At 58.9% G+C, this 26,430-nt stretch carries 21 protein-coding genes and 4 pseudogenes; 17 read left to right on the top strand and 8 right to left on the bottom strand.

Annotated features, from left to right (window positions below):
* Window positions 1-211: 211 nt before the first annotated feature.
* Window positions 212-646 carry a VirK family protein gene (locus AB5K84_RS38120; protein ID WP_011084653.1) on the top strand — a complete coding sequence of 145 codons (435 nt, stop codon included), beginning with the start codon at window positions 212-214 and terminating at the stop codon, window positions 644-646.
* A 462-nt stretch (window positions 647-1,108) separates the two neighbouring features.
* On the opposite strand, the gene AB5K84_RS38115 is transcribed toward AB5K84_RS38120, so the two are convergent.
* Window positions 1,109-2,017 (bottom strand): hypothetical protein, encoded by a 909-nt coding sequence (locus AB5K84_RS38115; protein WP_014497924.1) that lies wholly within the window; start codon window positions 2,015-2,017, stop codon window positions 1,109-1,111.
* A gap of 1,406 nt (window positions 2,018-3,423) precedes the next feature.
* Here AB5K84_RS38115 and AB5K84_RS38110 point away from each other — a divergent pair.
* From AB5K84_RS38110 to AB5K84_RS38080, 7 genes and pseudogenes are all read left to right on the top strand, one after another.
* Window positions 3,424-4,233 carry a pentapeptide repeat-containing protein gene (locus AB5K84_RS38110; protein ID WP_441232738.1) on the top strand — a complete coding sequence of 270 codons (810 nt, stop codon included), beginning with the start codon at window positions 3,424-3,426 and terminating at the stop codon, window positions 4,231-4,233.
* Window positions 4,234-4,292: 59 nt separating this feature from the next.
* Window positions 4,293-5,422 (top strand): IS3-like element ISRj2 family transposase gene (locus tag AB5K84_RS38105; RefSeq protein WP_085967575.1). Its coding sequence is split into 2 segments (ribosomal slippage): window positions 4,293-4,545 and window positions 4,545-5,422, totalling 1,131 coding nucleotides; the frame shifts between segments, so codons are not numbered across the junction.
* A 61-nt stretch (window positions 5,423-5,483) separates the two neighbouring features.
* Window positions 5,484-5,750, top strand: a pseudogene (locus AB5K84_RS38100) (pentapeptide repeat-containing protein); the annotation flags it as partial.
* A gap of 51 nt (window positions 5,751-5,801) precedes the next feature.
* Window positions 5,802-6,272, top strand: a complete 471-nt coding sequence (locus tag AB5K84_RS38095) for a pentapeptide repeat-containing protein (protein ID WP_321175595.1) — start codon at window positions 5,802-5,804, stop codon at window positions 6,270-6,272.
* A gap of 184 nt (window positions 6,273-6,456) precedes the next feature.
* On the top strand, window positions 6,457-7,338 hold the full coding sequence (locus AB5K84_RS38090) for a pantoate--beta-alanine ligase (RefSeq protein WP_011084658.1): 882 nt from the start codon (window positions 6,457-6,459) through the stop codon (window positions 7,336-7,338).
* Window positions 7,339-7,888: 550 nt separating this feature from the next.
* A complete protein-coding gene (locus AB5K84_RS38085; RefSeq protein ID WP_011084659.1) occupies window positions 7,889-9,130 on the top strand; it encodes a cytochrome P450 in 1,242 nt (413 codons plus the stop codon).
* Window positions 9,131-9,556: 426 nt separating this feature from the next.
* Entirely contained in the window at window positions 9,557-11,800 is a 2,244-nt protein-coding gene (locus tag AB5K84_RS38080) for a hypothetical protein (protein WP_011084660.1), read from the top strand.
* A gap of 330 nt (window positions 11,801-12,130) precedes the next feature.
* Here AB5K84_RS38080 and AB5K84_RS38075 read toward each other — a convergent pair whose 3' ends face one another.
* The 3 genes from AB5K84_RS38075 to AB5K84_RS38065 all read right to left on the bottom strand — a co-directional run bounded on the left by AB5K84_RS38075 (window position 12,131) and on the right by AB5K84_RS38065 (window position 14,544).
* On the bottom strand, window positions 12,131-13,141 hold the full coding sequence (locus AB5K84_RS38075; RefSeq protein WP_011084661.1) for an IS481 family transposase: 1,011 nt from the start codon (window positions 13,139-13,141) through the stop codon (window positions 12,131-12,133).
* Window positions 13,142-13,283: 142 nt separating this feature from the next.
* Window positions 13,284-13,577 (bottom strand): IS5 family transposase, encoded by a 294-nt coding sequence (locus AB5K84_RS38070; protein WP_011084662.1) that lies wholly within the window; start codon window positions 13,575-13,577, stop codon window positions 13,284-13,286.
* Window positions 13,578-14,160: 583 nt separating this feature from the next.
* Entirely contained in the window at window positions 14,161-14,544 is a 384-nt protein-coding gene (locus AB5K84_RS38065) for a hypothetical protein (RefSeq protein ID WP_011084664.1), read from the bottom strand.
* 227 nt (window positions 14,545-14,771) lie between these two features.
* Here AB5K84_RS38065 and AB5K84_RS38060 point away from each other — a divergent pair, with 227 nt between their 5' ends.
* The 4 genes from AB5K84_RS38060 (at window position 14,772) to AB5K84_RS38045 (ending at window position 17,534) form a co-directional block, all read left to right on the top strand.
* Window positions 14,772-15,014, top strand: a complete 243-nt coding sequence (locus tag AB5K84_RS38060) for a hypothetical protein (RefSeq protein ID WP_441232737.1) — start codon at window positions 14,772-14,774, stop codon at window positions 15,012-15,014.
* 184 nt (window positions 15,015-15,198) lie between these two features.
* The gene (locus AB5K84_RS38055; RefSeq protein ID WP_158516560.1) at window positions 15,199-15,507 is read left to right on the top strand and encodes a transposase; all 309 of its coding nucleotides are present in this window, start codon (window positions 15,199-15,201) and stop codon (window positions 15,505-15,507) included.
* Complete coding sequence (gene tnpB, locus AB5K84_RS38050; RefSeq protein ID WP_011084591.1) at window positions 15,504-15,857, top strand: IS66 family insertion sequence element accessory protein TnpB; 354 nt, start codon at window positions 15,504-15,506, stop codon at window positions 15,855-15,857. Before AB5K84_RS38055 ends, tnpB (AB5K84_RS38050) begins: the two co-directional genes overlap by 4 nt.
* Window positions 15,858-15,929: 72 nt before the next feature.
* Window positions 15,930-17,534, top strand: a complete 1,605-nt coding sequence (locus AB5K84_RS38045) for an IS66-like element ISBj7 family transposase (RefSeq protein WP_011084592.1) — start codon at window positions 15,930-15,932, stop codon at window positions 17,532-17,534.
* Between the two features lie 117 nt (window positions 17,535-17,651).
* On the opposite strand, the pseudogene AB5K84_RS38040 reads toward AB5K84_RS38045, so the two are convergent.
* The 3 genes and pseudogenes from AB5K84_RS38040 to AB5K84_RS38030 all read right to left on the bottom strand — a co-directional run.
* Window positions 17,652-17,792: pseudogene (locus AB5K84_RS38040) on the bottom strand (transposase); the annotation flags it as partial.
* 429 nt (window positions 17,793-18,221) lie between these two features.
* Window positions 18,222-19,018 (bottom strand): annotated as a pseudogene (locus AB5K84_RS38035) (IS1380 family transposase); the annotation flags it as partial.
* 191 nt (window positions 19,019-19,209) lie between these two features.
* On the bottom strand, window positions 19,210-19,749 hold the full coding sequence (locus AB5K84_RS38030) for a GNAT family N-acetyltransferase (RefSeq protein WP_014498653.1): 540 nt from the start codon (window positions 19,747-19,749) through the stop codon (window positions 19,210-19,212).
* A gap of 556 nt (window positions 19,750-20,305) precedes the next feature.
* Between AB5K84_RS38030 and AB5K84_RS38025 the strand changes: the two genes are divergently transcribed.
* On the top strand, window positions 20,306-20,512 hold the full coding sequence (locus AB5K84_RS38025) for a hypothetical protein (protein ID WP_011084669.1): 207 nt from the start codon (window positions 20,306-20,308) through the stop codon (window positions 20,510-20,512).
* 389 nt (window positions 20,513-20,901) lie between these two features.
* Here the strand turns inward: AB5K84_RS38025 and AB5K84_RS38020 are convergent, their stop codons facing one another.
* Complete coding sequence (locus AB5K84_RS38020) at window positions 20,902-22,248, bottom strand: citrate-proton symporter (RefSeq protein WP_171463743.1); 1,347 nt, start codon at window positions 22,246-22,248, stop codon at window positions 20,902-20,904.
* A gap of 326 nt (window positions 22,249-22,574) precedes the next feature.
* Here AB5K84_RS38020 and AB5K84_RS38015 point away from each other — a divergent pair, with 326 nt between their 5' ends.
* The 4 genes and pseudogenes from AB5K84_RS38015 to AB5K84_RS38000 all read left to right on the top strand — a co-directional run bounded on the left by AB5K84_RS38015 (window position 22,575) and on the right by AB5K84_RS38000 (window position 26,135).
* Window positions 22,575-22,949 carry a transposase gene (locus AB5K84_RS38015; RefSeq protein WP_011084671.1) on the top strand — a complete coding sequence of 125 codons (375 nt, stop codon included), beginning with the start codon at window positions 22,575-22,577 and terminating at the stop codon, window positions 22,947-22,949.
* A gap of 19 nt (window positions 22,950-22,968) precedes the next feature.
* Window positions 22,969-23,256: pseudogene (gene tnpB, locus AB5K84_RS38010) on the top strand (IS66 family insertion sequence element accessory protein TnpB); the annotation flags it as partial.
* Window positions 23,257-23,273: 17 nt separating this feature from the next.
* Complete coding sequence (gene tnpC, locus AB5K84_RS38005) at window positions 23,274-23,948, top strand: IS66 family transposase (protein WP_223154101.1); 675 nt, start codon at window positions 23,274-23,276, stop codon at window positions 23,946-23,948.
* Window positions 23,949-25,373: 1,425 nt separating this feature from the next.
* Window positions 25,374-26,135: a hypothetical protein gene (locus tag AB5K84_RS38000; protein WP_233465590.1), complete on the top strand. Its 762-nt coding sequence runs from the start codon at window positions 25,374-25,376 to the stop codon at window positions 26,133-26,135.
* Window positions 26,136-26,430 lie beyond the last annotated feature (295 nt).

Below are 26,430 nucleotides of genomic sequence, written 5' to 3'. Positions count from 1 at the left end.
GCCGGTCTAGTCGACGCGCGGGAAGCTAAGCCACTTCCGCAAACCTAACATACGAGGTTGTGATGTCGGAATAGCCATTACAACGTCTTGCGCGTCGTTGCGACAGGCTGCTTTGTACGAGCGCGCTTGTTGTCTGGAATCAGCCAAACGCATCGCGAGCATCACGACTTGGAGGCCGCAATCGGCGGTACTTATCGAGGGAGAAGAGCATATGAAGGTTACTGGCCGAGGACTAACGATCCTGTTGTCCTTGCTTTCGGCCGCGAGCGCGCCGGCAAGAGCCGACGACCCCTCGCCGAAATACACTGAAGTACTCAGAGCCCTCCAAGCGGGGAAGAATGTGAAGCTCATCCTCGATATGACCCACTGTACCAACGCGGATGGTGGCAAACCTGCGTCGGCGACGCAGGCCGGTCTGGTCATCAATGCCTTCAGGGTGACCAGCCAGAGCGGCATCAGCTTCGCCAATGCTCATCAAACGGTCGACAGCTCCGGACATGCCGTGACCGAGTACATCCGCCATAGCCTTAGCCGCGAAGGCAAGCTGACGGTGCGAGCCTCCAAACTTGTCGTCGGGACCACCGAACTCGCGAATCAAGGCGAATTCATCTGCGAAGTGCCGGATGGCGCAAAGTTCATCTGGTAACGAAGAGCACAGAGCAGACGGGCGCTTCGTAGACTTGATCCTCCATCGTGTGGACAGCTTCGCCGGGCATGATACGGATCTTTTCGATCGTCAGGACTGCCAGACTCTTTCTAGCCGTCTTTTCGTCAGGGAAGGATCAAGTTGCCTGAACTTGTTGCTCAGCTAACTCATGAATGTCGCCGATCTCCATTCGATCTTTGAGGTGGAAGATCGGCGGCTCATGCAGTCGTCGTATGGGGCTGAGCCAATACCTCTCGGTTGAACGTCCAGATGATCTCGCTACGTCCGCGCGCTGCCCGCGGCCCTCGTGAGAACATCATATTTAAGCGGATCCAGCCAGGGCCGGCGTTGTTGACGCTCCCCCTCGCCGGGCAGACGGACCGGAGGATTATAGCATGAACGCTGTTTTCGACTTTTCCAAGCATCGGAAAAGGCAAATCACCCTTTCCGGAGCCTGCGTCATCAGCCTTTTGCTCCTGACTTTTTGTACGGATTCGATGCGCTGGCCGTCCGAAAGTCGTCCAGATTCCCACCCAGAAATAGTACCTCACGCTCTTCGGTTGGGGTAGCACTCACCCATGCCAGATCGGGTTCATCATTTTCGGTTCCATCCTCGAGAATACTGACGATGTCTTCCGCCGTCCAAGTTGTGACCCTCGGCACCGTGTAGGTGTGCAACTCATTCGCGTTTTCCGCGATGACTTTGGCGCCAAACTCCTTGTCGTCGTCCGGCGAAACGAGCAGTAGTGAGGCGTCCTCGGACAGTGACACAAAAGGCGAAGAATTGGTATCGCCCCTCATGTGCTCTGCCGCTGCGCGGCCCAGATCTAGTCGTTGGCCTCCCCAGATATTCCAGGGAGCTTGCTCGTAACGCAAAGCCGCCATGGAACGCAAATGGGCCATCGCGCTTTGACGGTCCAACACATGTGGCCTGCAGTGGCTGGCGTGGTTTTGAAAGCGCTGCAGCTCCGTGTATGACGATGCCAACACGTCGTCGTAAACGCGGTCACTGTCGACGCGATAGGCTGACGATCCAGTCGCTCTTGGCCATTGTGCTGATCTTTGCGCAGCGAGTTCGATGTCTCTTCTGAGTTCCGCAAGGTTAGCGCAAGTCAACGTTGCGGCAAGCTGACCGCGCGTTCTCACGAACGATGCAGCCGCGCACCGTTCGTTCTCAGGGATAGCTTGCGCTTTCTTGTTGCCGTCCGTTACCGTCGGGTTCGATCCAGCCGCGGGTGAAGCTAATGATGCGAGGATTGGCTGAGCCTCTCCAAGCCGATGCTCAAAGTCTGCTTGCGCCGTCTCTTCCTGTTGTGGATCGAGGTTATGCATCCGAGCCTCGGATGGGTTGACGTTGTCAAATGGGGCCATTCCGGTCTCCTTTTGTCGGCCTTCAATATCGTCATGCAAAAGTTGATCAGATCAGGAGCAGGAACTGAGACGGGCGCAGTTTGTATAAGATGCACCGGTCTGGTTCTCGAACGTTCGGTGTTGAGGCGTGCGGCAGGCCCCTGACCGGCAATCCAGCTCATGCTTCTCGTCCAGATATTTGTGTTCGAGTCGGGCTCCAGTCCGGATAAAGATGCTGTTATGCTAGAAAGCCTAGCTGTCGAACAGCTGACCAGACCCAATTGCTTGAAGAAAGCCCGTGGCCATTGCGTCTGTGCCGGCGAGCCTGTTGTTTATTGCGGAGCAGAGTTTTGGCGAGATGGGCCATTGTCGCTCTCCGCTTCATGGCAGTACCGTATGAAAGGTTATGGGGAAGCAGCCCGGGGGAGGGCCCGCTTACCGTAAGCTTGAGCCGCATGGGGCAGCCTGCCTGGACTAGCTTGCATCGGCTCCCCGTGAAGGACTTTGAAAAGCTCTTCAAGAAGCTGCTGGGGATGCTAACGCCGGATCATGCCGCGGCCATCGGGCTCTGACCGGGCCGCGTGGCATGAAGATCCATTGTTGGGAATACTGATGCGATGGATCGCGTCGGCGCGCCGAGCGTTAGTCGCAAAACAAGCCACGGGGGTGCGACTTCGATCGGCCCAACTCGTTCTCCCATAGATGGACCCGTCGGCTCGCGGAGCAGGCCTAGCCGATCGCGAGCTTTGGCTAACCAGGAGGCCGGCGATCCGCAAGTGTCGAATTGCAATTGATCGATTGCGTGCCCGTAAGGACTGCGGCTCTTGCCCTCCTGCAACCGAAGTCGGAATTTTTGCTTTCAAGGTGGCGTAGCGACCATAATGCGGTTTCTGTCAGCGGGACCGTGTTTGTCAGAATCAGAACATTCTGCGCCCATGTGGAAATTACGCTGCCGATTTAGCTCGACAATTCCGACTGATGCGGCTGGCACGGTTGTTGCTGCCGATGAGGTAAGGCCAGGCTGAGTGCAGAGCTAGGTGAACGATCACTGTTCCGCCCGCAAGCCGCGGGTCCATTCCGAACAAGAAGAAAGACCTAGAATGTTGCGCATTCGGGTTAATGGAGAGTGATGTGGAGTGTCGAAGAGCTGGCGAAAAGAAACACACTTTCGGACATATCAGCGCTGCCAAACAACGGATCAGGGTTGGTGGGTGTGGTAGACAATTGCACCGATTGGCAGTGGACACGCATGACAAGAATTCGGCTGACGTGGTCAAGCGTCGGCCGCCGCGGACAGCGACATGATAAGAGTCTCGTCGACACGTCGTGTCACCAAATCCCCGGCGAGTTCGCCACAAAGCCCGCAGCCTGCGTCCATGCCAAGCACAAAGAGGTCCTCGTAATCCTGGCAGTACGGAACTCTCGACATGTCGCAAAGGATCGGCGCTGATAGCGAGTGCACCGTGAATGAAGGGGCAGAGCACTACTCAGATCCGAAAGACAAGCTTTCATCAGATGGCGAGTTCGTTCGGTACTGGAGCCGGGCTGCCGACCGGCTGCTGGCGGTTGCTGCTGTTAGGAGGCGAACCGAGGAGGCAATCAGAAGGACCGGGATTGGCTTGCAGCTATCCTCCGAGAACCTTAGCGGTCATGACCTATCAGATTTCCCGCTGCGACGCTGTACCCTCAATCGCGCGCAGCTCTACGGAACAAAGTTGGATCGAGCAGATCTTTCTGAGGCGAACCTTATCTGTCCGGGGCTAGAGCGGGCAAGTTTCATGGGGGCCAAGCTCGATTTTGCCTATATGCATGCGATGGCAGCGCAGGTCTGCAACTTCGATGATGCCAGTCTGCGCAATGTAATCGATGCAACCGGCAGCCTTTTTCACGGTTGCAGCATGAAAAGAACACGCTTTGACAACGCGATGCTCAGCGGGCTCCTCGTTTACCAGTGCGACGCGAGTGATGCTGTATTCGACGGCGCGGAATTACAGGGCTCAACCATCAATGAATGCTTCCTCCCTTCAGCGTCCTTCCGCTTCGCAAAGCTGAGCCAGGTCACGATCACGAAGGCGCATCTGGCGGATTGCTCGTTCTTTCAGTCGAAGGGAGACTGTTTATCGATCGTGCGTCCCATCTCGATCGATGGTCTCGTCTTAGAGGGCGCTCATCTTCCGTATCTGAGACTCTCAAAGGTGAGCGGGCGGAAGAGCTGGCCCCGCAAATTCGGACAGTAGCTTGAGTGGATTTTCTGCCTGACAGCGGCGAGGATTCTTGCTGCGAATCAGGAGCGAAGATGACGAAGAAGAGCCGCCGGACGCATTCTCCGGCATTCAAGGCGAAGGTTGCTTTGGCTGCGGTCAAAGGAGACAAGACACTGGCGGAGCTGGCGCAACTGTTTGATGTTCATCCGAACCAGATCACGATCTGGAAAAACCAGCTCCTGGAAGGCGCCGCCGGCGTGTTTGGGCATGACAAGACATCGGCCGAGACGCCGGTCGATTTGAAGGCGTTACATGCCAAGATCGGCGAGCTGGCGTTGGAAAACGATTTTTTGTCCGGCGCGCTCACCAAGGCGGGCCTGCTGAGCGCAAAGCGATGATCGACCGCGGTCATGATCTTTCTATCGTGCGCCAGGCGAAGGTCCTGAAGCTGGCTCGCAGCACGGTCTACTATGAACCTCGGCCAGTTTCGGCCGAGGACCTTGCCTTGATGCGTCGGCTCGATGAGCTGCATCTCGATTATCCCTTCGCGGGAGCGCGTATGCTGCGATCGTTGCTGCGGCGGGAGGGGGTATACGCCGGTCGCCGCCACATCGCGACGCTGATGAAGCGCATGGGGATCGAGGCGGTCTATCGTCGCCCGAACACGAGCAAGCCGGCTCCGGGTCACAAGATCTACCCGTACCTGTTGCGCGGATTGAAGATCGAGCGGCCCGACCATGCGTGGGCAATGGACATCACCTACATTCCGATGCGGCGTGGCTTCGTCTATCTCGCGGCGGTCGTCGATGTGTTCAGCCGACGGGTCCTGGCCCATCGCGTCTCGATCACAATGGAGGCGGCCTTCTGCGTCCAAGCGGTCCAGGAGGCGTTGGCGAAGCACGGCAGGCCCGAGATTTTCAACACGGATCAGGGCAGCCAGTTCACCAGCCTCGAGTTCACCGATGTGCTGCTGGACGCGAAGATCGCCATCAGCATGGACGGCAAGGGCGCCTGGCGCGACAACGTGTTTGTCGAGCGGCTCTGGCGCACGGTCAAATACGAAGAAGTTTATCTCCGCGCCTACGACAGCGTGTCCGAGGCGCGAGCGTCAATTGCCAAGTATCTGGCCTTCTACAATCAGGGACGCCCTCACTCGAGCCTTGACGGGCGCACGCCCGACGAGGCTTACTTCGGCACGCAAGCTATGGTGATGGCCGCATGACCGTCGCCGACGATTTTGTCGTCGCTCTGGTCGGGCTACGCCCTCCCGACGCAACGACAAAATCGTAAAGCCCCGCGTTCAGCATAACCCGGCAGGAATCCACTTAAATCCAGCGGGGCGCTGTCCAAACAACCGGGGCCAGCTCTGGATTCGGGCGAGAGCCCTGAGCGCCCCATTCGCTGATCTTCACCTATCAAATCTTGCGGGAGCGGAGCTGGAACAGGCAGACTTGACCGAGGCGCGGCTTCTGTCCGTAGGCCTGTCCGACGCGAACCTCGTGGGTGCCGTGCTTACCGGTGCATCTATTCACTCCTGTCAGCTGAATGGGGCGGATCTATCTAGCGCATCAGGTGAAAGCATTTCGATAACAGAGAGCACAATGCGAGCGGCCAAATTCACCGGTTTTCGCGGCCGCTGCGCCTTTGTGCGCGACTGCGATCTGGAGCATGCGGACCTATCCCAAGCTTACCTCTACAGGTCGATGATCACCGGTGATCCGCCGCAATCAATGGCATTGAATCACGCAAATTTCGAGGGATCAAATCTCGTTCAGGCATATCTCGCCGCGGATATGACCGAAAGTAACCTGGAGGCAACGCGAGCCGCATACGTTCGCATGAACCAATCGTCCCTGCGCGATGCGAACCTGAGTGGGATATCGCCGTTCCAGGCCAGTTTCGTAAAGGTGGACTTTTCGGGCGCTAAGATAACCACTTTCGAGCCACCATTTTTCGCCGACCGTTGTCGGGGACTGCAGGTCGCTCTGGAGGGGCGGCAGCCGCGCGAACCATCAAGCTATCTGGCTGAATTCTCATCGGTGATCAGACGGGGTCGAGAAGGGTCAACCTGACTGCTTCGGAGCTGCAAGAACAGTGCGCGCGAGCTTTGGACAGTTCGTGCGGTGGTCGAGGTGTGAGAGGGCGTAAAACCTCTTTGGTGCTCGTTGGCGTGCGCGGCCCACGAGACGCTGGGCGGCGCGCCTTCCGAGATCCGAACGCGCCACTATTTTGGCGTTCAAAAAGCGGAGTAAGAAGATGCATCTGACAGGTCTTTCCGCAGGCAAGGCGTTCATCCGGGAGGTCGCGAGAACAGGTCAGACGATTGGAACGGTCCACACTCTCGGCGCCCTGCATCTTGGGCATGCAGAGCTGATTAGAAGAGCGGCATTGGAGAATGATGTCGCGATCGTCACAGTGTACCCGAACAAGATCCAGCTTAGACCAGGTGGGAGCTACGATTTCAATTTGGACGATGATATTGGACTTGCCCTACGTTCAGGAGCAACTGCCGTGATTTCGTCGAGCGACACCGAAATGTTCCCGGTCGGCTATCGAACGTATGTATCGCAAGGTGACTGTGATTTGCGTTTAGGGGGGCCTGAAACTTATTTGAAGGAAGCCGTTACTGGAGCAATCCGCTGGATCTGCTATTCGAGGCCAACTCGCAGTTACTTCGGCCTGAAAGATATAGGTCAGGCGATCCTGGTAAAGCGCGCCGTCGCAGACCTGCTTCTCGATTGCGAGATAAGGTTTGTGCCGACCGTGAGATACAAGAACGGAGTGCCCATTTCGTCGCGCTTGAGGCGATTTAACCGTTCCGAGCTTGATGAGCTGTCCTGTCTCTTCACGGCACTCAACCGTTCAAGAGAAGAGATCGCCCGAGGAGCGTCAAGCGTGAAGGATCTGGTCGCGTCGGCGACATCTCGGATAGAGTTTCGACAGTTTAGACTCGAGTTTGTTCGGATTGTCGACGCTGATAATTTCAAAGATTTAGAGCAGGTCAAGCTCCCATTCTTAATTATTGGGGCTGCAATGGCTCATGGCCTCACGGTTTCCGATAGCATCTATGTTCCAGATCAGGATACGCTCCTAAATGGTGCTCAGGATATCTGGATCGATTTGCCTAAGCAGTCGTAGCGAGTCGATTACTCATAGATCTTCGCCCGAAAAAGTAGACGGGGTTAGGTGGCTCTTAGCTCCATGTCGATTGGGGCGATATATGCGAGCGGAATGAAGCCAAGTTCGGTTGTAGGAGCCCTCAATGAAGGCGAAGTTTCGCGCTGGGCTCGCGCGGTAGCGCTCAGATAGCGATCGGGCAGCGCGATGACGTTCGTCGGCGGCCTCTGTTAGGGCGGCGCAGGACGGTGTCACTGGGAAGAACAGGACCTAGCCGCGGCAGCCGGACCAGCTCCTTCGCCGTCAGGGCAACGACAGCCACTATGTTGACGCCGATGCCGTTCCCGGAAACGGCGAGGCCAGCGGTGGTGACAGCTCTCAGCGATCCATTGAGTAGATGGAGCCGGAAAGTCAATGCGATCCTTACTGCCCGACATGGTAGGGCTGGCTAGCCGCACTTTGAGATAGTCTGTTCGGGTAGCTTGTCACAGCCAAACGCCACGACAGCTCAAACCGGTGAATCGTAAGTTTGGATCCGTAAGCTCTCGCGAACAAAATCTGCGGAGATGTTATGAACAGGCGATTGGAAATCCATAGAGCGGATGATGGATATATTATCCCGCTCAGCGAGCTGGATGTAAGCGAGGGCAAGCGCTTTCAAGACGACAGCATATGGGGTTGCTTCGAGCGGTTGCGAAGAGAAGATCCCGTTCACTACTGTCAAAATAGCGCTCATGGTCCATATTGGTCAATAACGAAATACCGGGATATCGTAGCGGTCGACACAAACCACCACGCGTTTTCGTCACAGCAAGGTGTCACCATTGTCGAGGTGCCTGATAAGCACTGGACCCCAAGTTTCATCAAGATGGGGCCTCCCCAGCACGCCGAGCAGCGCAACACGGTGAGTCCGATCGTCGGGCCGGAAAGCCTGACGAGGCTCGAAACCTTGATCCGCTCTCGGGTCCGGATGATTCTCGATGGCTTGCCGCGTAATGAAGTCTTCAATTGGGTAACCAAGGTCTCCATAGAGTTGACGACGCAAACGCTCGCCACGCTGTTCGACTTCCCATTTGAGGATCGGCGACTCCTGACCTATTGGTCGGACGCAGCTGTTACAACTCCTAAAGCAGGCTATGCCATCGACAGCTGGGACAAGCGAAGCACCATCTTGTCGGAGTGCCTGGACTATTTCACACGGCTTTGGAACGAGCGCATCAATGCCGAGCCACGCCTCGACCTGATTTCCTTGATGGCGCATTCACCCGTCACACGCCATATGGAGCCAACTGAGTTTCTTGGGAACCTCATTCTACTGATCGTAGGCGGCAATGATACCACGCGCAACTCGATTACCGGCGGCCTCCTGTTCATGAGCCAGTACCCCTCCGAACTGCGGAAACTAACTGACAATCCCAAGTTGATCTCGAGCGCCGTGTCTGAGATCATTCGATACCAGACGCCGATCGCACATATGCGCCGCACTGCTGCTATAGACAGCATCGTTGGGGGAAAACCGATCAGGACAGGCGACAAGGTCGTCATGTGGTACATCTCCGGCAATAGAGACGAAGAGGTCATTGAGAACGCCAACAGTTTCGTGATCGACCGCAAGAATGTGCGGCAACACCTCTCGTTCGGATTCGGAATCCATCGCTGTCTTGGCCGACACCTTGCGGAACTGCAGTTGAGAGTCCTCTGGGAAGAGATTTTGGATGGGGGATTGAAGATCAAGGTCGTCGGCGAACCCGAGCGAATTGCATCTAACTTCGTGCACGGCTATTCCGCTCTCCCCGTGCGGATTGAAGCTTAGGCCATGATCGGGACAGTCTCGACCGCCGGTGTGCGGTGGGTGTGGATTGATGTGAACTATCTTGGCTTCTTCAAACTGCGCAGATGAATGGATAGAAGCGAAGGTTCTGTCGGCAGCTATTTATAACCGGGCAGACGTTGAATCGCCCGTGAAGAACGATACGTGAGGCGAATGCTTGGTGCACGCGACTGTCATTTTTCTATAGCTGTCAGTTTTCTATAAGGGGGCGTCTGGCCTGTTCGCGTCTCAGCTGATGACACCGGAACTGACGCGGTTACTCCAGCAGCATGGAAGCTGCGATAGAAGTCGAACACAAGGCCGCATCTTCTTCCTTGCGCATCCGGATGAATGCTCTTGGTCAGCTAGTCGTCAGCCAGTCGGCCTATCCAGACAGGCTGCGCACCCTCAATTATCCGGAGATGAAGCATGAAAGGCATTGGCCGAGCTGGTCCATCAGAGCTTGAGGCCGCGGGAGCCGAAAGCATTAGGGAATCGAGCCGTTCGAGCCCGGAGTCTGGTCTCTTCCCTGGGGAACGCGATCAGTCCTTCGATGCCGTCGTAGGGCGGATACGGTCTGAGCCTGATGTGAGAGCGGCGACGCTTGCGAACCCGCCGCCAACTTCGGACGTAGCGGCGCCAACGAGGGAGGAGATAAAGGCAGCAAAGCGAGAATTGAGCAGCCTGCTTGAGGAACTTGAAGCTTGCCGCCGAGCGGCCGGGCATGCCCGGAACTTGCCGGAGAGACAAGATCTGATGGATCAGGTCGTCAAAGCAGGCGCAACAGTTCTGGCGTACTACGCCAGTCTGCCACCCGATTTGGCGCGCCGAATTCTGCCAAACGATCGGGCTCGCCGGCTCCGCGATGACACTGTGAGGGAGGCTGACGAATGTAATGAAGTGGCGACCCAGATTATCTACGAGCTGGAGGAGAGCAGAAAGAAAGCACAAGGCGTGCTCGACAGCCTCAAAGACATCGCCTCGCCTGCACAGCTGAGCCGCCTGTTTACAAGCGTTGCGAACCACTATGCAGCATGCATGGAGTTGTGGGGAAAGAAGGTGCTGCGCTGTGAGCGGATGCAGTCAGTCTGTGCCGCTACCGCCCACCTTCCAGGCAGCACGCCCGCCATGCGCACGGCCGAAGATGCCGCACTAAGGCATCATACGGGCTGGGCGCTCTTTACGAAGTGCATGTATCTGCAATCGCGGATCGCTCTCGTGGAGCTTTTAGTCAACTCGCAAGCGAGCACGTTGGAACCAGACGTGCGCGACGCCCTCATGGATGAGAGCGGGAGGGTGCGCCTGCTCGGGGCCTTCATCGGAGATGTTTTTCCGGCGTTCGTCTCGACGGCCCAAGCCGTTCTGTACAGCGATGGAGCGGCGCTCGAAGCGGAGCATCGCGCCGTTCTGGAAGGAGTCATGGAACGACTTTCGGAATTTGCATCGGGGCTGAGCGGCATGCTTGACAGCCTGAGGGGGACTGCAACGGAAACTGACCTTCCGTTGCCGTTGCTGGACCAGATCGTGGAAGCTGCGTGGGTGACGGCGAACGAAGTCATGCGGCTGCTGGCATTGCAGCCAAAGACGCAAGCCACGATTGAACCGCCGGCTTGGGCTGCGCTTCCGGATAATATTGGCCCAGCGGGCGGAGGCAGTCCGGCGCGCAGAACGGGCAAAGCAAGGCCCGCAGCAGCCGCAGGAGAGGGGAGTTCGACGGCCAGCCCCGCCACGCCGCAACTCGCTAGGCCCGATGCGGCGACGGCCCCGGCGGGCAAGGTCATCGTGCTCTCGGATCTCGGTACAAAGAAACTCGCCACTCCGGAGCAGGCACGCGCGTCATCCGCTGCGGCCGATAACCTCCAGATGTGGATGGCTCCGCCATCCAGGAAAGCACTGCCGGGATTACTTGAGCGATTGGACCAGCTGCTGCAGTTCGATCTGCCGGCTCAGCAAAGCGCCGCCTCGCAAGCTCGCCACATGAAGCCCGAGGACGCCGAACACGTGTTGGATGTCGTCATCAAGCGCATGCAGACGCAGTCCTCCGAGATTGAGGCCTGTGTAGCCGCGCTGGAGGAGCCTCGCCGGCGAGGCCTGCTCACGCCTGCGCAAGTGCCTGAAGTGCACGAAAAAATAGTCCGGCTGACAAGGATGTGGTCCGAGGTTCAGGGACAGGCAAGCTCATTGAACGCGCGAAAGGCAGCAATCACAAGCGATTGCACGAAGACCTATGCGTTTCCATCGCAAGAATACCTAGAACAGTTGCGGGAAGCGGGAGAACTGGCGTCAGTGGATCCACCGCACGCCTTGAAGGGAGAGCCGGGGACGCTATTCGAAATCAAGCTGCAGCCCAGGGCGCTGCGCAGCGGTGCGATGCCAAGGCCGATGTGGGTGCACATCCATACCAAGCGCCCGGTAAATGCCTGGCAATTGGCAACGCTGGGCGATCGCGAATTCGCCGCTTGCCACGTCAAGTCCGACGAACAGCGCGGCTACAATCGGCACTGGCAGAGCGCTCGAGCCGCCGAGGGGCACGACAATGTCGTGATCCATCGCGGCAGGCTCACTCCTGTGTTCTGCAAGTCCTTGTTAAGCACCGCCGCTGGCCAGCCGTGGCAGCCCCTCCCCGATCCGGAGCACGCTTCAGCGCAGATGGCTCGACTGGGGATCCGGTGAGGTATCGTCTTGCGGCGGTGAGCCATCCGGTGACAGCGCTCATGCCTCCATCGGCTTGGCGGACTGCCTGAGCAGCGCCGAGCCCCATCAAGCTCTATCTTACAAAAGCATGGAGCCTGGAGAGAACACTCCTTTCGGGAGGGTTATCAGCCCGCAGTCCGGAGGATCGCCAATCGGCGCGCAAGCAAGCTTGCCATTGCGGGGTGTGGCGAACATCGGCGCTCGGATGAGAATGTAGGCCGCTGAGTGTTGCAAGACGGAAAACTTTGTAAAAGAAGGGACTTGAGCTGACAGCGAGTGCTTTGTCGCGGCAGGTGTCCGACAAAGGTTTCATGTGCGACCCCACGCAGCCGGCAACAATTTTTCTCTCGACAGAGCACTTGCGTCACGCAAAGTTTGCATCGGCGTCTTGCCGTAGCACCAGCGCCCCTGATGTGGGCGCACCTCATTGTAGGCAGCGATCCACTCATCGAGATCGCTCTGCAAGGCAGTGATGCTCGGATAGATCTTCTTGCGGAACACGACGCGATAGAACTCCTCGAGCACGGTGCGGTGGAAGCGCTCGACAATGCCGTTGGTCTGTGGGCTCCTCGTCTTGGTGCGGGTGTGATCGATGTCTTCGACGGCGAGGTAGAGCTCATATTCGTGATGCTCCGGATTGCCGCAATACTCGGTGCCGCGGTCGGTCAGGATCCGGTTTAGCGGGATGCCCCGCGCATCGAAAAACGGCACCACGCGATCATTCAACAGTTCGGCCGCCGTGATCGGCGTCTTGCGATCATACAGCTTGGCGAACGCCACCTTACTGTAGGTGTCAATGAAGGTCTGCTGATAGATCCGCCCGACCCCCTTCATGTTGCCGACATAGAAGGTGTCCTGCGCACCGCAATAGCCGGGGCACTCGCTCTCGAACTCGCCGTGCGCCTCCTTCTCGGACTTGGCCCTTTCCAACGCAACGAGCTGGGCCTCGGTCAGCACCAGGCCGTCCTGGGCCATCTTGGCCTCCAGCGCCGTCAGCCGCTTCTTGACGTTGGCGAGGTCGTGACGCAGCCACACCGCCCGCACGCCGAACGGGGAGATCGACAGGCCGCGGCTCCTGAGCTCATTGCTGACCCGCACCTGACCCCAGGCCGGCTGGTCGATCCCCAGCTCAACGACGGCTGCCTCGACCTCCGGCGCGACACGGTTCTTCAGGACCGGTTTCTTGCGGCTGATCTCAATCAGCGCCAGCTCGCCGCCCTTGTCGTACAGTTCCTTGAACCGGTAGAAGCTGTCGCGGCTATAGCCCATCATCCGGCAAGCCTGGCTGACGTTGCCGAGCTGCTTGGCCAATTCCAGCATGCCGACTTTCGCGCGAATGACTTCTGTTCCTGGGTCATGGTAACGTCTCCCTGTGAGACGCCGCGGGCTGCGCGGGAGCGCCCTTTGGGTGAGCGCTCCTGCTCGCCCGCAGCTCCATTCCCTGCCAGTTCAAACCTTGCCGTCAGATTAAGTCGAAACTTCTACAGACCATGACATATTCCATGTCCGGCTCGTCTGAGACCGCATCAAACATGCGCTTCCAGACGCCCGCCTTCGCCCAGTCGCGAAAGCGCGTGTACGCAGTTATCCAGTTGCCGAAGGCGCGCGGAAGATCGCGCCACGGACTGCCCGTGCGGGCAATCCACAGCGCGGCTTCGACAAACAGCTTGCCGCTCCGGCCGGGATCGCCCGGCTTGCCAAGACACAGCGGCTCCATCTTCGCCCATTGGGCGTCAGTCAAAACGAATCGGTCCATCCCAAGCTTGAATCACAACCAAGCCAGGATGAGAATCCTAATAAAAAGCCCAATTCTAACAATCTGCCAAAGTAGTGTTAGGGCGCGGATTCATTAAGGCGCAGCCATAGCCTGACTGACGCGAGTTGAACGAAGGCAAGGTAGTTGTCCTGACATCTGCTCCATTTTTTGATCTTCGCATCCAATGCCGGCGAGCCCGGGTGGATGGTCTCGTTGCTCGATGAGTTGGCCCGACACTTCTCGAGACGCCTACGAAGAAAACGGCCAACGAAACCCTCCTCACCCAGGCAACCCGGAAAGATCCCGAGCCATTCTGATGGCGAGGACACAATGACGCTGGCGCCTGCCATAGGCAATCCGCTCCTCCCGCCCGGGCGGGAGTCGAAAACTCCGGCTGGAAGCCGGGGTTTTCTTTTGTGCTATTATAGGCACCAGCTCTCGTAAACCGCCGCCAGTACAGTGCACCTCACGGCTTGAGCCGAATTGGCTTGGGCTTCGCTCCGTCCAAGGCTCGATCGTAAGCCGCAGGTGTCGGTTGGTCTGCGCTCTGCTCCACCTCAAATGGATTGGTAGAGATCTCACGTCACATGAAGTCTCCATCCGAGTCGGGCTCTGATGAAGGTTCATCATCGCTCGACGCTTTGGAGAGATACATCGAAGAATTGGTTGCGCGCTGCCATTCACCATCCCTATATCTCCACTGTTTGGACTGGGTGGGATCAAGTACCATATCATCGGGATCCACATGAACGAAGCCCAGTTGTTCTGCACGGGCTCTCGCTTCGTCATTGGCAGGACGCCAGTTCACTAGCGGCCGTTCGCCGTCTCGCCCTAGTTGGTGCTCGAGCAGAATATCGCCGGCGTTACCGACGAGCGGATGTGCAACCTGAAAATCCACGATTGATGTGACATCAGTCCGTCCGGGAAACAGTTCTCGCCACCGCTGGCTGGTGAAACCAGTCGCCATAGGAAATCCGGCTTCCGTTCTTTGGAGGCCGACGCTCGTATTTCCTAGTTGATAGCTGTAGCCGTTGTTGCACCTTTACTCGCGTCGGATCATCCCCGAAACGACCCGTGATCGCACCTACCAGGCTTGGTGGGACGGCAAGGGTAATGGGCTGCTGCGGGCAGAACTGCTTGTGGTTGTCGCGTCTGCAATTGCCTGAGAAGAGCTTGGAGCCTGACGAGCTTGCAATGCGTTATGCCGAGAAGACCCCGTCCAATGCCAGGAAATGCCTGACGCACGTGCGAGGAAGAAGCAGCAGCACCGGGCGCGCCGAGGAAACCATGCACGAACTTCAGCCGCAGCTAAGAAAAGCGATTGGGCATGGCGGGCGACACCAAATCGGAACGGTGGGCGAGATCGAGCGGAAACCAGCACACCCATGGCATTCCCCATCCTTCATTCAAAGCTCCTGCATTCTTGAAGAAGCGTAAGCGGTGTGTCTCCCACACCTTGTTTGGCGTGAGCTGATCGGCAACATGCGAGCCGTCATATACAGTAAGGTTCGCATATATGGTTGACCATATAGTTGACGCTTCAGAGCCACGGGGCCGGGTGGATATCCAGGTCGGAGCGGGGCGTCGGCGGCGGTGGAGCGCCGTGGTCAAGGGGCGGATCGTGGCGGAGTCATATGCGCCGGGCACAGTTGTGTCCGAGGTGGCGCGCCGGCACGACCTCTCACCGCAACACCTGTTTGCTTGGCGCAAGGCCGCGCGTGCCGGTCTGCTGAGCTTGCCGGCGGAGGATGCACCGCTCTTCGTTCCGGTGGTGTCGGAGCTTCGCCCCGCTGGGATGTGCGTGGAAGCGGCAACGCGGAACGGGATAACGATCAGCATCGAGATTGGCGATGCGGTAGTTCGCGCAGCGGCGGGGGTCGATCCGACCTGGCTGCGCGATGTGCTGCGGGCCGTGAGGGCGACGACATGATCGCGGCTTCGGCGGGCGTGAAGATCATGGTCGCGACGCGGCCGGTCGACTTTCGTAAAGGTGCCGATGGTCTCGCCGCGCTGGTGCGCGAGCAACTCCACCATGATCCGTTCGCGGGAACGATTTTCGTCTTCCGTTCAAAGCGAGCGGACCGTTTGAAGATTTTTGCCTGGGACGGGTCCGGGCTCGTGCTGCTGTGGAAGCGGCTGGAGCATAGCGCGTTCCGCTGGCCGCCGATCAGCGATGGCGTGATGCGTTTGTCTGCCTCACAGCTCGCCGCGCTGATGGACGGCCTGGATTGGTCGCGCCTGCATGCCCGCGACATTGGTCAGCCGAGCGCAACGTCGTGAACCCTGTGACCAATTGAATCATGTCGGCTGCAGTCTTCCACAAGGGCCCGCGAATCAGCTTGAGTACCGGGCGTGAGCGAGACCACGGATCAACTTCCGACCGATATCGAGGCGCTGCAGGCGCTGGTTGCGGCGGCACGCGCGGAGCGCGACGCGGCGATCGCAAAGTGCGACGCGGCGATCATCGAACGCGATCAGGCGCTGTCGCAAATGGATCGCCTTCAGCATCTCTTGCGCCAGCTGCAACGCGCGCAGTTCGGTCGCCGCTCGGAGAAGCTCGACCCTGAGCAGTTGCAACTGGCGATCGAGGACATCGAGCAGGCCATTGCCGGCGATGAAGCGGTCCAGGACAGGAAGGACACGGCAGGCGCACGCCAGCGTGCTGAACGGCGCCGCGCCAGCCGTGGTGCGCTTCCGGCCCATCTGCCGCATATCGACGTCACGATTGCCCCGGAGGATACCAACTGTCCGTGCTGCCGCACGCCTCTGCATGTGATCGGTGAGGAGACCTCACGGCGGCTCGACGTCGTCCCGGCGCAGTTCCGCGTGATCGTCACCCATCGTCCCAAATATGCCTGTCGGGCCTGCACGGATGGCGTGGTTCAGGCGCCGGCACCAGAGCGGCTGATCAAGGGCGGCTTGCCGACCGAGGCGATGGTCGCCCATGTTCTGGTCGCCAAATTTGCCTGGCACCTGCCGCTGTATCGGCAGGCTCAGATGCTGCTGGCGCAGGGTATCGACATCAAGCGCTCGGTTTTGGCGTTCTGGGTGGGCTATGCAGGCGCAGAGCTTCGTCCGCTCTGGCTCAGGCTGCGCGAGATCATTTTGACCGCGAACAAGATCGCGGTGGACGAGACCACAGCGCCTGTGCTCGATCCCGGCCGCGGCCGCACCAAGAAAGGCTTCTTCTGGGCGATCGCGCGCGACGATCGGCCGTGGGGCGGGGCCGATCCGCCGGCAGTGGCCTACACTTATGCGCCTGGTCGCGGCGCCGTCCACGCGCTCAAGCTGCTCGACGGTTATCGCGGCATCGTGCAATGCGACGGCTACACCGTCTACAAGACCATTGCCGACACCGCGCCTGACGCGGCGATCACGCTCGCCTTCTGCTGGGCTCATCTGCGGCGGCGCTTCTTCGACGTTGTCCAGGACGGTCCTGCCCCGATCGCGAGCGAAGCGCTCGAGCGTATTGCCGCTCTCTATGCGATCGAGAAGACGATCAGGGGCCGCAGCGCCGATGAGCGTCGTGCCATCCGCCAGGAGCGCAGCAAGCCGCTGGTGCTGGCGCTCAAGGCCTGGTTCGAGCAGCAACTCACCCGCGTCTCGGGCAAAGCGACAATCGCCGAGCACATCCGTTACGCCTTGAACCACTGGGTTGGCCTGATGCGCTTCCTTGACGACGGCCGCATCGAGCTCGACACAAATATTGTCGAGCGAAGCATCCGTCCTCTTATCCTCAACCGCAAGAACGCACTGTTCGCGGGGCATGATGAGGGCGCGGAGAACTGGGCCTGCATCGCTTCGCTGATTGAGACCTGCAAGCTCTGCGGCGTGGAGCCGCAGGCCTATCTGACCGACGTCCTCACCAGACTCGTCAACCTCTGGCCGGCCTCGCGTCTGGACGAACTCATGCCCTGGGCGTGGAGCGCCGAGCAAGCTAAAAGCCTCGCCGCTTGATGAACTCGCTTCCTGGATCGCGACCGCTCCAGCCGGCCTCGTCGCCACCGGCTCCGTGTGTTCCGACAACGTCAACAACCCGTCGCGCACCGCCTTGCGCCAGGTCGACAAATGCTGCGGCGATAGACCGTGGCGCCGCGCGACGTCCGAGACGACCGCGCCGGGAACAAAGGATTCCGCGACGATCCGTCCCTTGACCTCGCCACCCCAGCGCCGCCGAACCCGTAGCTCCGATGCGTCGACAACACGCTCGATCATATATGCAAACCGTCCTCTTCAAGACGGAACGCATATTGCCGGTCTGCTCAACAGCAACAAGGTGCGGGAGACACGCCGCTTACGAAGAAGCCAGCAATCCTGAGAGTGCGACGAATCTGTACGATATCGATCAATCGGAGAGCCTGCAGCGAAGTCCGTCCAAGATTTCACGGACGTCTCCTATGGTCACGTCTCCGCGCCTGGCCGTCGTTCGAGTCGGCGCGCATCATGTGCACATGCACAAACCTCCTAACAATGCTAGCCCGTCCTATTCGTGAGAGTGCGGCTTTGGGGCCCGATTGATGCGGCCGAACATCTTGTCTGACGAGGCGCACAGGATTGCCTTCGGCTTTTCACCGCCTGACGACCCGTACTTTGCAACGCGCTTGAGGTATAGGTTGGGCGAACGGGGGGCGGACGCCCCGCCGGTCAAGGACCGAGCGGCAGCAGCGCACCTGGCAAGCAGCGGATCAGGTCGGCTTCCGGACAGGCCGCGGCGAACGCAAGGCGAATGCGGCTCGTGGTCTCGACCACACGGGCAGCGATTTTCAAGAGCCGAAGACGCAGCGTCGCGAACTCGGCAGCGGCCAATTCCCGGACTTTGGGAATGGCCTCGCGCACGGTCAGCATCAGCCAATAAGCGGCCGTATGGAGCACGAGACGGACCTGGTTGGCGAGCGCCGAACGGCAGCTGGTGCGGTCGGAGGCGAGCTGTGACTTATGCAGCTTGTCAGATTCTCGGCTTGGCCGCGCGCGCAATACAGGCTGTCGTAGATCCACTCGGCCGAGCCGACATCGAGGCTGGTGACGACGAAACGGATGTCGAGGCCGAGCATCGCCGCCTCAATACGGGCGACAGTGCGCCGTTCGCGATCCCAGGACTTTGCCTTGTGGCGGGTCTCGGTATAGCCACGCAGAACCGGCAGGTTCTCGATGGCGCGTCGGGTGCGGATGTCGTCGGCGACCTCGTCGACTTTTCTGGCGAGAGGCTTGGTGCCGGACAGACCGAAGATGTAGTCGATGCCGTTGGTCTCGCACCACGCCATTGCCTCCGGCCGGGCATAGTGCCCGTCGCCACGGAACGTAATTTGCGTGTTGTGCCATCGCGTGCGGATATGCCGTACCAGGCGGCGCAGATGGGCACGCACCTCGACGCCGCCCGGCGTCTTGCCGGGCCGCAGCACGACGGCCACGGGCCGGCTCTTATCCGTGTCGTAGACGTGGATCGACCGCCATCGAAGGCAGCTGTGACTTTCTTGGCGTGAACGGCTGGAAACGAGGATGGCAGAATCGTATCATCGGTCATGGCGGGCGTGGTTTAAGGTGATGGGGTGGCTTCGCAACCGAATCCTACGCCGCATCAGCGCTTTACACCACGCTCGCCAGCCCTCAGGCGCACTCTTACGAATAAGACGGGCTAGCGCTCCATCTCGCCCATAAGAATTTCATCTGAGACGTATCGTGGATTGGAAATGACAGTCCGCATTTCCGCATTCTTGCCCTCGTCCGCAAACCGGAATCCCTTCTTGTAGAAAAATGCTGAAGCTCCTTCATCTTGAGAGAGAAGGGATAGCTTGGAAAGGCCCGCGGACTGCCTAGTATGATCGGCGACTTCAATCATAGCCGTCCCGACCCCTTTGTACCTCGACCGGCCGAGATTTTCTATGCTGAGAATTCGCAAACTGTTGCGCCCCGGCGCCACGGTCATCGCTCCCACCTTATTGCGTTCATTGGCATCAGTAAACAAAGAAACACTTTGGGCGTTGCCAATATTGCTACTTACTCTGTGTAGGCGGACTGACACACCTGTCCTCTTGTCAAAAGCGGAAGACGCTGGTCCAGCAGCTAAAGCGGCCGTAAAAGCAGCACCATCTGCGCCAGAAGTGCCGGCCAGCGCATCGCGCTGCTGGTCCACACTTTGCCCGTCGGAGGGCCAGTTGTTGTAATTGGTTCTCATCACAACGAGCTACTATTTGGACGAGCTGACAGAAAGCTGACAAAGCCGACGCATGAGCCGGTCCTTTACGAATAAGACGGGCTAGCGTAATGATACTCATCGTAGGATGGAACATGCGACATATTGTTAACTCGATCGTCCATGACGACCACACTCCTATGCCGGTTGCATTGTGTTTCAGGTCGTTAGACCTGACTCCGCAGATAAGCAGCTTAGCTGTCCGTAAGCTGACGCCGAGAAATTAACGGAAAACTAGGTGTTTGGCCCCGGCATTTCTGCAGCGGATTGAGTTTGAATCGTTCCGGCTGGGAAGTTCAATCCTGAATCCAAACAGACCCTAGTCGGGTGCTCCGAGAAATGCATCGACGGAGGTGCGACGAGCATCCGATCATAAGTAGGTCTACAGGTTCCGAGCGGGTAGACGGAGCGATGCGGTGATGGCCGAACTTATCCATTCGGTCGATAGATCTGATCAAGAAAATCAATTTTACCGATTGTAGCGTCGTCATATAGACCGTCACCACGGCTGGGGCTAACCTAGGGAAGCGATCTCCCAATGAAGAAGTCAGTTTTGGTGACGGCGAGCGCCCTCGCACTTGCGACCGCGGCGGTACCTCCATTTGCTGCAGAAGTTGCCGCGCAACCGCTCACCTCCAGCGTGCAGGTAGCCGATACATCGTATCCTCAGTGCGCCGATGACCCATTGAATGGTATCTGCGATCTGTTTTTTTGCTTGACCGATCCCGCGTGCGTGCTGCACTGACGACGGAAAACAATCAAGCAGAGAATGAGGATCGAGCCTCGTGCGGCCGCTGCTCCGTCAGCGGCCGCATCCTTATGCCGTTCGTTTACGCTGGCGGATGGTGCGAGCCGCGCCTTCTTGTTCTCTAAAGATGATCAGAGTCATTGCTCACTCCAGCCGGCGGGTGACGGCAGCCCGATCGCTCAACTGCAGCATCGGCGAACGTTGGGTAAACGGAGAAAGCCGTTTCAGACCGCGACGCTGCCGTTACGGCCGGAACTCCTTCACGATGTCAAGCTGCGCCAGTTTTCAGGATAGATTGCTGTTCGGGCTAGCCCCATACCGTGCTCCTGCTCGATGTTCGCATTTCGGACGTCACAGATGTCATCCTTACCTGTTCGGCTAAGCTACTAGGGCGGCGATCGTGCCGTTACAGATGTTCGTCTATGGTTTCGCTCGAAATTGAGTGGCGCCGTCTCCGGCATCATCACCATGGCAAAGAGCCCGGCCGCGCTCGCGAAAAGCATGTACCAGGCGGGCGCGAGTGCGCTCCCGGTCAAGTAGATCAGCCATGTGACGACCAGTTGAGCTGTGCCTCCGAAAATGCCTATGGCAAAAGCGTAAGTCGTCCCGAAGGCGCCACCACGAATGTTCCTGGGCAAACTCTCGGCCATGCTTACGTAGAAGGCGCTATACGGAACCGTTCCGATAAGGGTGAGCGTGCCGAGGCCTCCTAAAAGTGCGAAGGCGCTGCGGCTCTCTGCAATCCACAAGAATACCGGATAGATCATCAGCAACGCAGCTGCCTGCGGCCATATCATGACGCGCCGGCGGCCTGCGCGGTCGGCGAGCAGGCCGCCCAACAGCGCCGCAGCAATGCCTGCCATATTGCTGATGAGCGTGGCGCCGAAGGCGAGAGGCGCGGATACGTGGAGGGTGTTCAAGGCGTAGGTGGTCATATATCCCGTAACGTAAGTAGTGATCGTGCAGCTGGCCAAGATGACGAATCCCAAGCTCATGATGCGGCGAGCGGCGGGCGATCGCCTTACAGGCCGGGTGACCAGAACCGGCGCCTCCGGGCGGAGAAACGTTTCGGGTAGGACGCTCCGCAGCCAAAGTCCGAACGGCAAAGTAACGGCGCCGAGCAACAGCGCGATCCGCCATCCGTATGCATTGAGCGCCTCACTTGTCATGGTGAGCGAGAGTATTTCTCCAACCAACGCTCCAGCCGTCGCAGCGACCTGTTGGCTCGCGGGCTGAAAGGAGACAGCAAGACCGCGGGCTTTGGCTGGTGCCGCTTCCATCAAGTAGGCTGTCGTTGGACCGACTTCGCCTCCGAGAGCAAAGCCCTGCAGCAAGCGTGCGAAGATGGCTAGCAACGGAGCGGCAAATCCTATTGTCTCGTACGATGGCGTAATGGCCAATAATAGGACCGCGACGCTCATCATAGCAAAGCTGGCGGTCATGGCAGGCCGGCGGCCAACCCGATCCGAATAGGAGCCGAGCACGATGGACCCGATTGGCCTGGTCACAAAACCCGCGCCGAAGGTTCCGAGTGACAGCATGAGGCTGGCGAACTGGTCGGTTGCCGGGAAGAACGCCTGACCGATCTGTATTGCGAAAAAGCTATAGGTGCCGAAGTCGTAGAATTCGAGCATATTGCCGATGGTGGCGCCCAACACCGCCCGGCGCGTTAAGCCTTCGTCTGCCGGACTGGGGACCGGCTCCAGCCTCTCTCGAGTTAATTGCCTCGCCATCCTCAACCTGATCTGGAGCGCGAACCCTGGCCCGAACATTTCCACCAGACACCGGTCGCGCAAAGTTGCAGTCCGCTTGCCCGAACTCGTCCTTCACGGCCATTGCGCCTGTCCACATGTAGCCTGAAGCGCGTCGCTACAAACCTCACGGTAACGTCTGCAATAAGAATGCCTGCCTTTCTGGGCCGATTTGACTTCTGGTCTGATCCCAGGCCTGGCCGGTAAGAGGTAAGCGGAGCTTTTCTCCCATTTGATTGACTGGTTTCGCTTCGGCTTTCGCTCTGCGATCCTTGGCTTGTCAGAGAGCCGAGAGGAGACTGAAGGCGATGGAACAATCGGGGGAGGAAGCCGAAGCTGATGGCTTTGTGGGGAAGCTTACGCGCCGGACGCGTTCTGGATGCCGGTTATGGTCTGCGGAGATCAAGGGGCGCGCTGTTTTCGAGAGCATGAAGCCCGACGCCCGGGTATGTGATGTCGCACGGCGTTATGGTGTGAAGGCCCAGCAGTTGACGACGTGGCGCAGATTGGCGCGTGCTGGCCGGCTCGCATTGGTCACGGACGACGCGGCGGATTTCGTGTCGATCGAGCTGAGCGATCCAGTGGCGTCAGGCAAGAGCGAGGGCCCGTCGAGATTACGATTGGCAAGGTTTCGGTCCGCCTGGATGCGGACGTGTCGGCGGTGCGGATCGCGGAGATCGTGACTGCGATCGAGCGCGGCGCATGATCATTCCGGCGCAGGGACTGCGGATTGTGCTTGCTGTGCGTCCTGTTGACTTCCGGTGCGGGCACGACGCGCTGGCCGGTCTTGTGCAAAACACGCTTGGGCTCGATCCGCATTCGGGCCTGATCGTGGTTTTTCGTTCGAAGCGCGCCGACCGGCTGAAGATTTTGCTATGGGACGGCACGGGCCTCGTTTTGGTCTACAAGCGCCTTGGCCGCGATGGTCGTTTCGAGTGGCCGCAGATCAGCGACGGCGTCATGCATCTGACGCGCGTGCAGTTCGAAGCGCTGTTTGAAGGGCTGAACTGGAAGCTGCTGAGCGCATCCTCGAGGGCTTCGACGGCATCCTTCAGGTCGACGGATACCAGGGCTATCATCGGCTCGCACGGCCCAAGCGCAAAGGCGGCGTGCCGCTGCGGCTGGCCGCATGTTGGTCCCACTCAAGGCGCAAGATCATCGCAGCGACTCCGAAAGCCGGCTCACCCATCGCCGAAGCCGTTCTCGCGCGCATCGCCGCACTCTATGCGATCGAGAAGGAGATCCGTGGCGCCGACGCCCCGGCTCGGCAAACGACCCGTAACGAGCGATCACGGCCGCTCGTCGCTGAACTCGAGAGGTTTCTGCGCGAGCAAGCCGCTCGCCTGTCGCCGGGCAGCGAGATGGGCAAGGCGATCGCCTATCTCCTGAACCATTGGGATGGCCTCACCTTGTTTCTCGACGATGGTTGCGTTGAGATGGACACCAATCCCGTCGAAAATCAAATCAGGCCGCTGACTCTGACGCGTAAAAATAGTTTATTTGCTGGTCACGACGAAGGTGGTCGTTCATGGGCGCGCATAGCTTCGCTCATCGCCACCTGCAAAATCAACAGCGTGGAGCCCTACGTCTGGATGAAAGCGACGCTCAAAGCGATCGCAACCGGTCACCCGCAGTCCCGGATCGACGAGCTCCTGCCCTGGTCGTTCGGCCGCACCTCGTAATTCTCCGTCGTTGCCGCCTCCATACCCCCCGCCAGCGATTTGCAAACACGTTGATCAACAGACTGCAATCCCCACGCCAAACCTTTGCGAGTGGGACGCGAACGTCGCTTACGGTAAGAGAAATATGAGAACCTGGTGCAGTTGTCGGGCGCCGCAGACATTACGTTGCTGTGGCGGGTTTGCGACAAGACTGGCTGGCGCCGAACATGATCGACGAGGACGCGAGCCACCTCAGCGTCACGCGTTGCGTCCGCTCCTTAAACAGCCAGTCGGGGCTGCGTCATCGCCTAGACGATGCTGCCAATCAACGCGCCCGAGGCGGTCTCTTGCGCGCGAGCAAGATCACCATTCACCAGTGCTCCACTTTCCGTCGCGGCCGGATCGCCAGCGGACGGGCAAACCGCTTTCCCCCGAGCCGCTTGGGTCTGGCGACCATCAGGACCGAGGCCGTCATGCGTTCCGCGCCGCTCGCTTGCATCTTGGCTATCGCCCGAGCGAGCGCGTCGTCCAGGACGTGAGAAGGCCCAGCTGTTCGGCCGCAACACCGACGAATGCCGATCTCAAGTCGTTAGGTGAGCGCGAGCTTCAGAGTCGCCCATCTGGTCAACCATGTGGAGAGCTGCTAAGGCTAATCGATAGCGCCACACGCAGAAGCTAGCGTTTGTGTGCCCGGGCGGGCAAGCAAGAAACGGCTACGCTTCTTCGCCAGCGGACGCTTAGAGGAAGACGGCCATTTCAGCGGCGGCTTCGCCAACAATTACAACGATTTGTCTTAATCAGGACACGAGTGAATCCTCTTTTCCAACAACAAGGCGCGAGCGCCATCTGCATGACGCGTAGCATCAATAGCAGCCGGATAAAGTTGGCGGATCGTATTGCCTCATCTGACGATGAAAATCTCAGCTTGGCCGATGTAGCTCCGGCTGACGGCCTGTCCGACGTTGCATCATGGCGCGCAGGATCGGACGCACTGGGGACATCGCGGAGTGCGCATTAAACGCAGCGGCAGCCGCAGTCCCGAGATCATCGGCCAGCGCCGCACCTTTAGCCGTGCGCGGGATGATCGTCTGGGCTGCTTTGCGTCTGAGCGATTTCTTTCTTCATTTAATCAGGTGAACAGATCGCTCCGCTCTTGCCGGACTCTCAGATCGCGCTCTCGTCTGTTCTCGCGTTGGCCCGGCTATCGCGGTCATTCTGCTTATCGGACCAAGCATAGGCTCAAGTGCAGGCCAGAACAACTGGTCGCGGACAGAGATCGAAATGCACATGTTCGGTATGGGACTGGGGCTGGCTGCGGTCAGCGTCGCCTGACCTCCTAACGAGCTTTCCGTCAGATGAAACGATGCAGGACGCAGAGCTGCGCGCCGACCGCGAGTTGAGGTGGAATGAGTTCAGGATCGGAGATGATCGCATCAGACGTGGTAGATGCAGCCGCGAGTTTGTCTTTCTTCTTCGACCTTTGTCAGCTTCTCGAAAGCCAGCCTCTCTAACACTCGAACTTGGCCTCTTGATGACGAAGCTGCCCATGCCGGAATTCGTGACGAACTTCAGCTCATTCCCTCTGGGAGATATTCTAGAGGCCTTTGGTCTCTTAACAAAAAGGAGGGCTTTATGGCTCCAAGCCCGATCGATAATGCCCGTTCACCAGAATCACCGACAGCGCACGTCTGGACACAGGAAGATCATGATTTGTTCAGCGAGATCATGAATGAAGCTGGACCATCATCGTCTGCCGCACCTGAGGAAGCGGTAGATGTCTCCTTCGCCGCTCCCCAGAGATTTTCACACGGTTCGCAAATCGCCCCTGACTCGATGGTCGATAGGCTGTTCCACCGGGGTCTCTTGCCGGACTCGGACCAGCCGACAATGACCTATGAAATCCAGGGTCACCGCTACACGGCCGGTTTGGATGAGTGTAATCGCGTTCTTCTTGTTCATAACCCTGCGGAAGACCAAGTGCTTGGGGCCGGCCGGGCGGGGGTACCGGACTTCGGAGCCTTCTTCGCGGAGAACCGACGCTATGGAAGGCCGCTACCACAGCAATGGGCCACACCTGCCCTCATAGACAAGCTGCGCGAAGAAGGTTTCATGCCGACCGCCAATAGCCCCACGACCATCCATCTTAACGGACGGGCCTACAAAGCCGAACTAGCCGAAGGAGGATTCGTTAAGCTTACGCGGGTATGAGACCAACTTGACGGTGAGCCGATCGCGCTGGGTCTGAGTCGTGCGGTCACTTTGGTTGTCCTTACCTGGATAGACGGTTCATCGCTTAGCAGTGGATTGTTCGAGCCGCCAGCGGGTACGCATCATCGGGCCCGCTGGCAGCGCTCGAGATGCACGGTCATCCTGGCCATTCGTCTGCGTGGTGCCGACCTGTCATCCGGCCGGCAATATTGTCGCCGTGTTGCTTCACTCGAGGATGTTGCTGGCGCTTGACCGATACAGCTCCGGCTGTGGGCCAGTCCGAGGTTGCACCATT

Origin of the sequence: Bradyrhizobium sp. 1200_D9_N1_1, from assembly GCF_052075915.1 — a bacterium.
GTDB lineage: Bacteria > Pseudomonadota > Alphaproteobacteria > Rhizobiales > Xanthobacteraceae > Bradyrhizobium > Bradyrhizobium diazoefficiens.
The sequence above is the reverse complement of the archived record's forward strand: the minus strand, read 5'-3'. Positions and strand labels throughout refer to the sequence as shown.

What these genes read in the sequence shown, in the direction of transcription:
- AB5K84_RS38120 (WP_011084653.1), top strand. Translation starts at nt 212, where the DNA reads ATGAAGGTTACTGGCCGAGGACTAACGATCCTGTTGTCCTTGCTTTCG.
- AB5K84_RS38115 (WP_014497924.1), bottom strand. Translation starts at nt 2,017, where the DNA reads ATGGCCCCATTTGACAACGTCAACCCATCCGAGGCTCGGATGCATAAC.
- AB5K84_RS38110 (WP_441232738.1), top strand. Translation starts at nt 3,424, where the DNA reads ATGTCGCAAAGGATCGGCGCTGATAGCGAGTGCACCGTGAATGAAGGG.
- AB5K84_RS38095 (WP_321175595.1), top strand. Translation starts at nt 5,802, where the DNA reads ATGCGAGCGGCCAAATTCACCGGTTTTCGCGGCCGCTGCGCCTTTGTG.
- AB5K84_RS38090 (WP_011084658.1), top strand. Translation starts at nt 6,457, where the DNA reads ATGCATCTGACAGGTCTTTCCGCAGGCAAGGCGTTCATCCGGGAGGTC.
- AB5K84_RS38085 (WP_011084659.1), top strand. Translation starts at nt 7,889, where the DNA reads ATGAACAGGCGATTGGAAATCCATAGAGCGGATGATGGATATATTATC.
- AB5K84_RS38080 (WP_011084660.1), top strand. Translation starts at nt 9,557, where the DNA reads ATGAAAGGCATTGGCCGAGCTGGTCCATCAGAGCTTGAGGCCGCGGGA.
- AB5K84_RS38075 (WP_011084661.1), bottom strand. Translation starts at nt 13,141, where the DNA reads ATGCTGGAATTGGCCAAGCAGCTCGGCAACGTCAGCCAGGCTTGCCGG.
- AB5K84_RS38070 (WP_011084662.1), bottom strand. Translation starts at nt 13,577, where the DNA reads ATGGACCGATTCGTTTTGACTGACGCCCAATGGGCGAAGATGGAGCCG.
- AB5K84_RS38065 (WP_011084664.1), bottom strand. Translation starts at nt 14,544, where the DNA reads ATGGCGACTGGTTTCACCAGCCAGCGGTGGCGAGAACTGTTTCCCGGA.
- AB5K84_RS38060 (WP_441232737.1), top strand. Translation starts at nt 14,772, where the DNA reads ATGCGTTATGCCGAGAAGACCCCGTCCAATGCCAGGAAATGCCTGACG.
- tnpB (WP_011084591.1), top strand. Translation starts at nt 15,504, where the DNA reads ATGATCGCGGCTTCGGCGGGCGTGAAGATCATGGTCGCGACGCGGCCG.
- AB5K84_RS38030 (WP_014498653.1), bottom strand. Translation starts at nt 19,749, where the DNA reads ATGAGAACCAATTACAACAACTGGCCCTCCGACGGGCAAAGTGTGGAC.
- AB5K84_RS38025 (WP_011084669.1), top strand. Translation starts at nt 20,306, where the DNA reads ATGAAGAAGTCAGTTTTGGTGACGGCGAGCGCCCTCGCACTTGCGACC.
- AB5K84_RS38020 (WP_171463743.1), bottom strand. Translation starts at nt 22,248, where the DNA reads ATGGCGAGGCAATTAACTCGAGAGAGGCTGGAGCCGGTCCCCAGTCCG.
- AB5K84_RS38015 (WP_011084671.1), top strand. Translation starts at nt 22,575, where the DNA reads ATGGAACAATCGGGGGAGGAAGCCGAAGCTGATGGCTTTGTGGGGAAG.
- AB5K84_RS38000 (WP_233465590.1), top strand. Translation starts at nt 25,374, where the DNA reads ATGCAGCCGCGAGTTTGTCTTTCTTCTTCGACCTTTGTCAGCTTCTCG.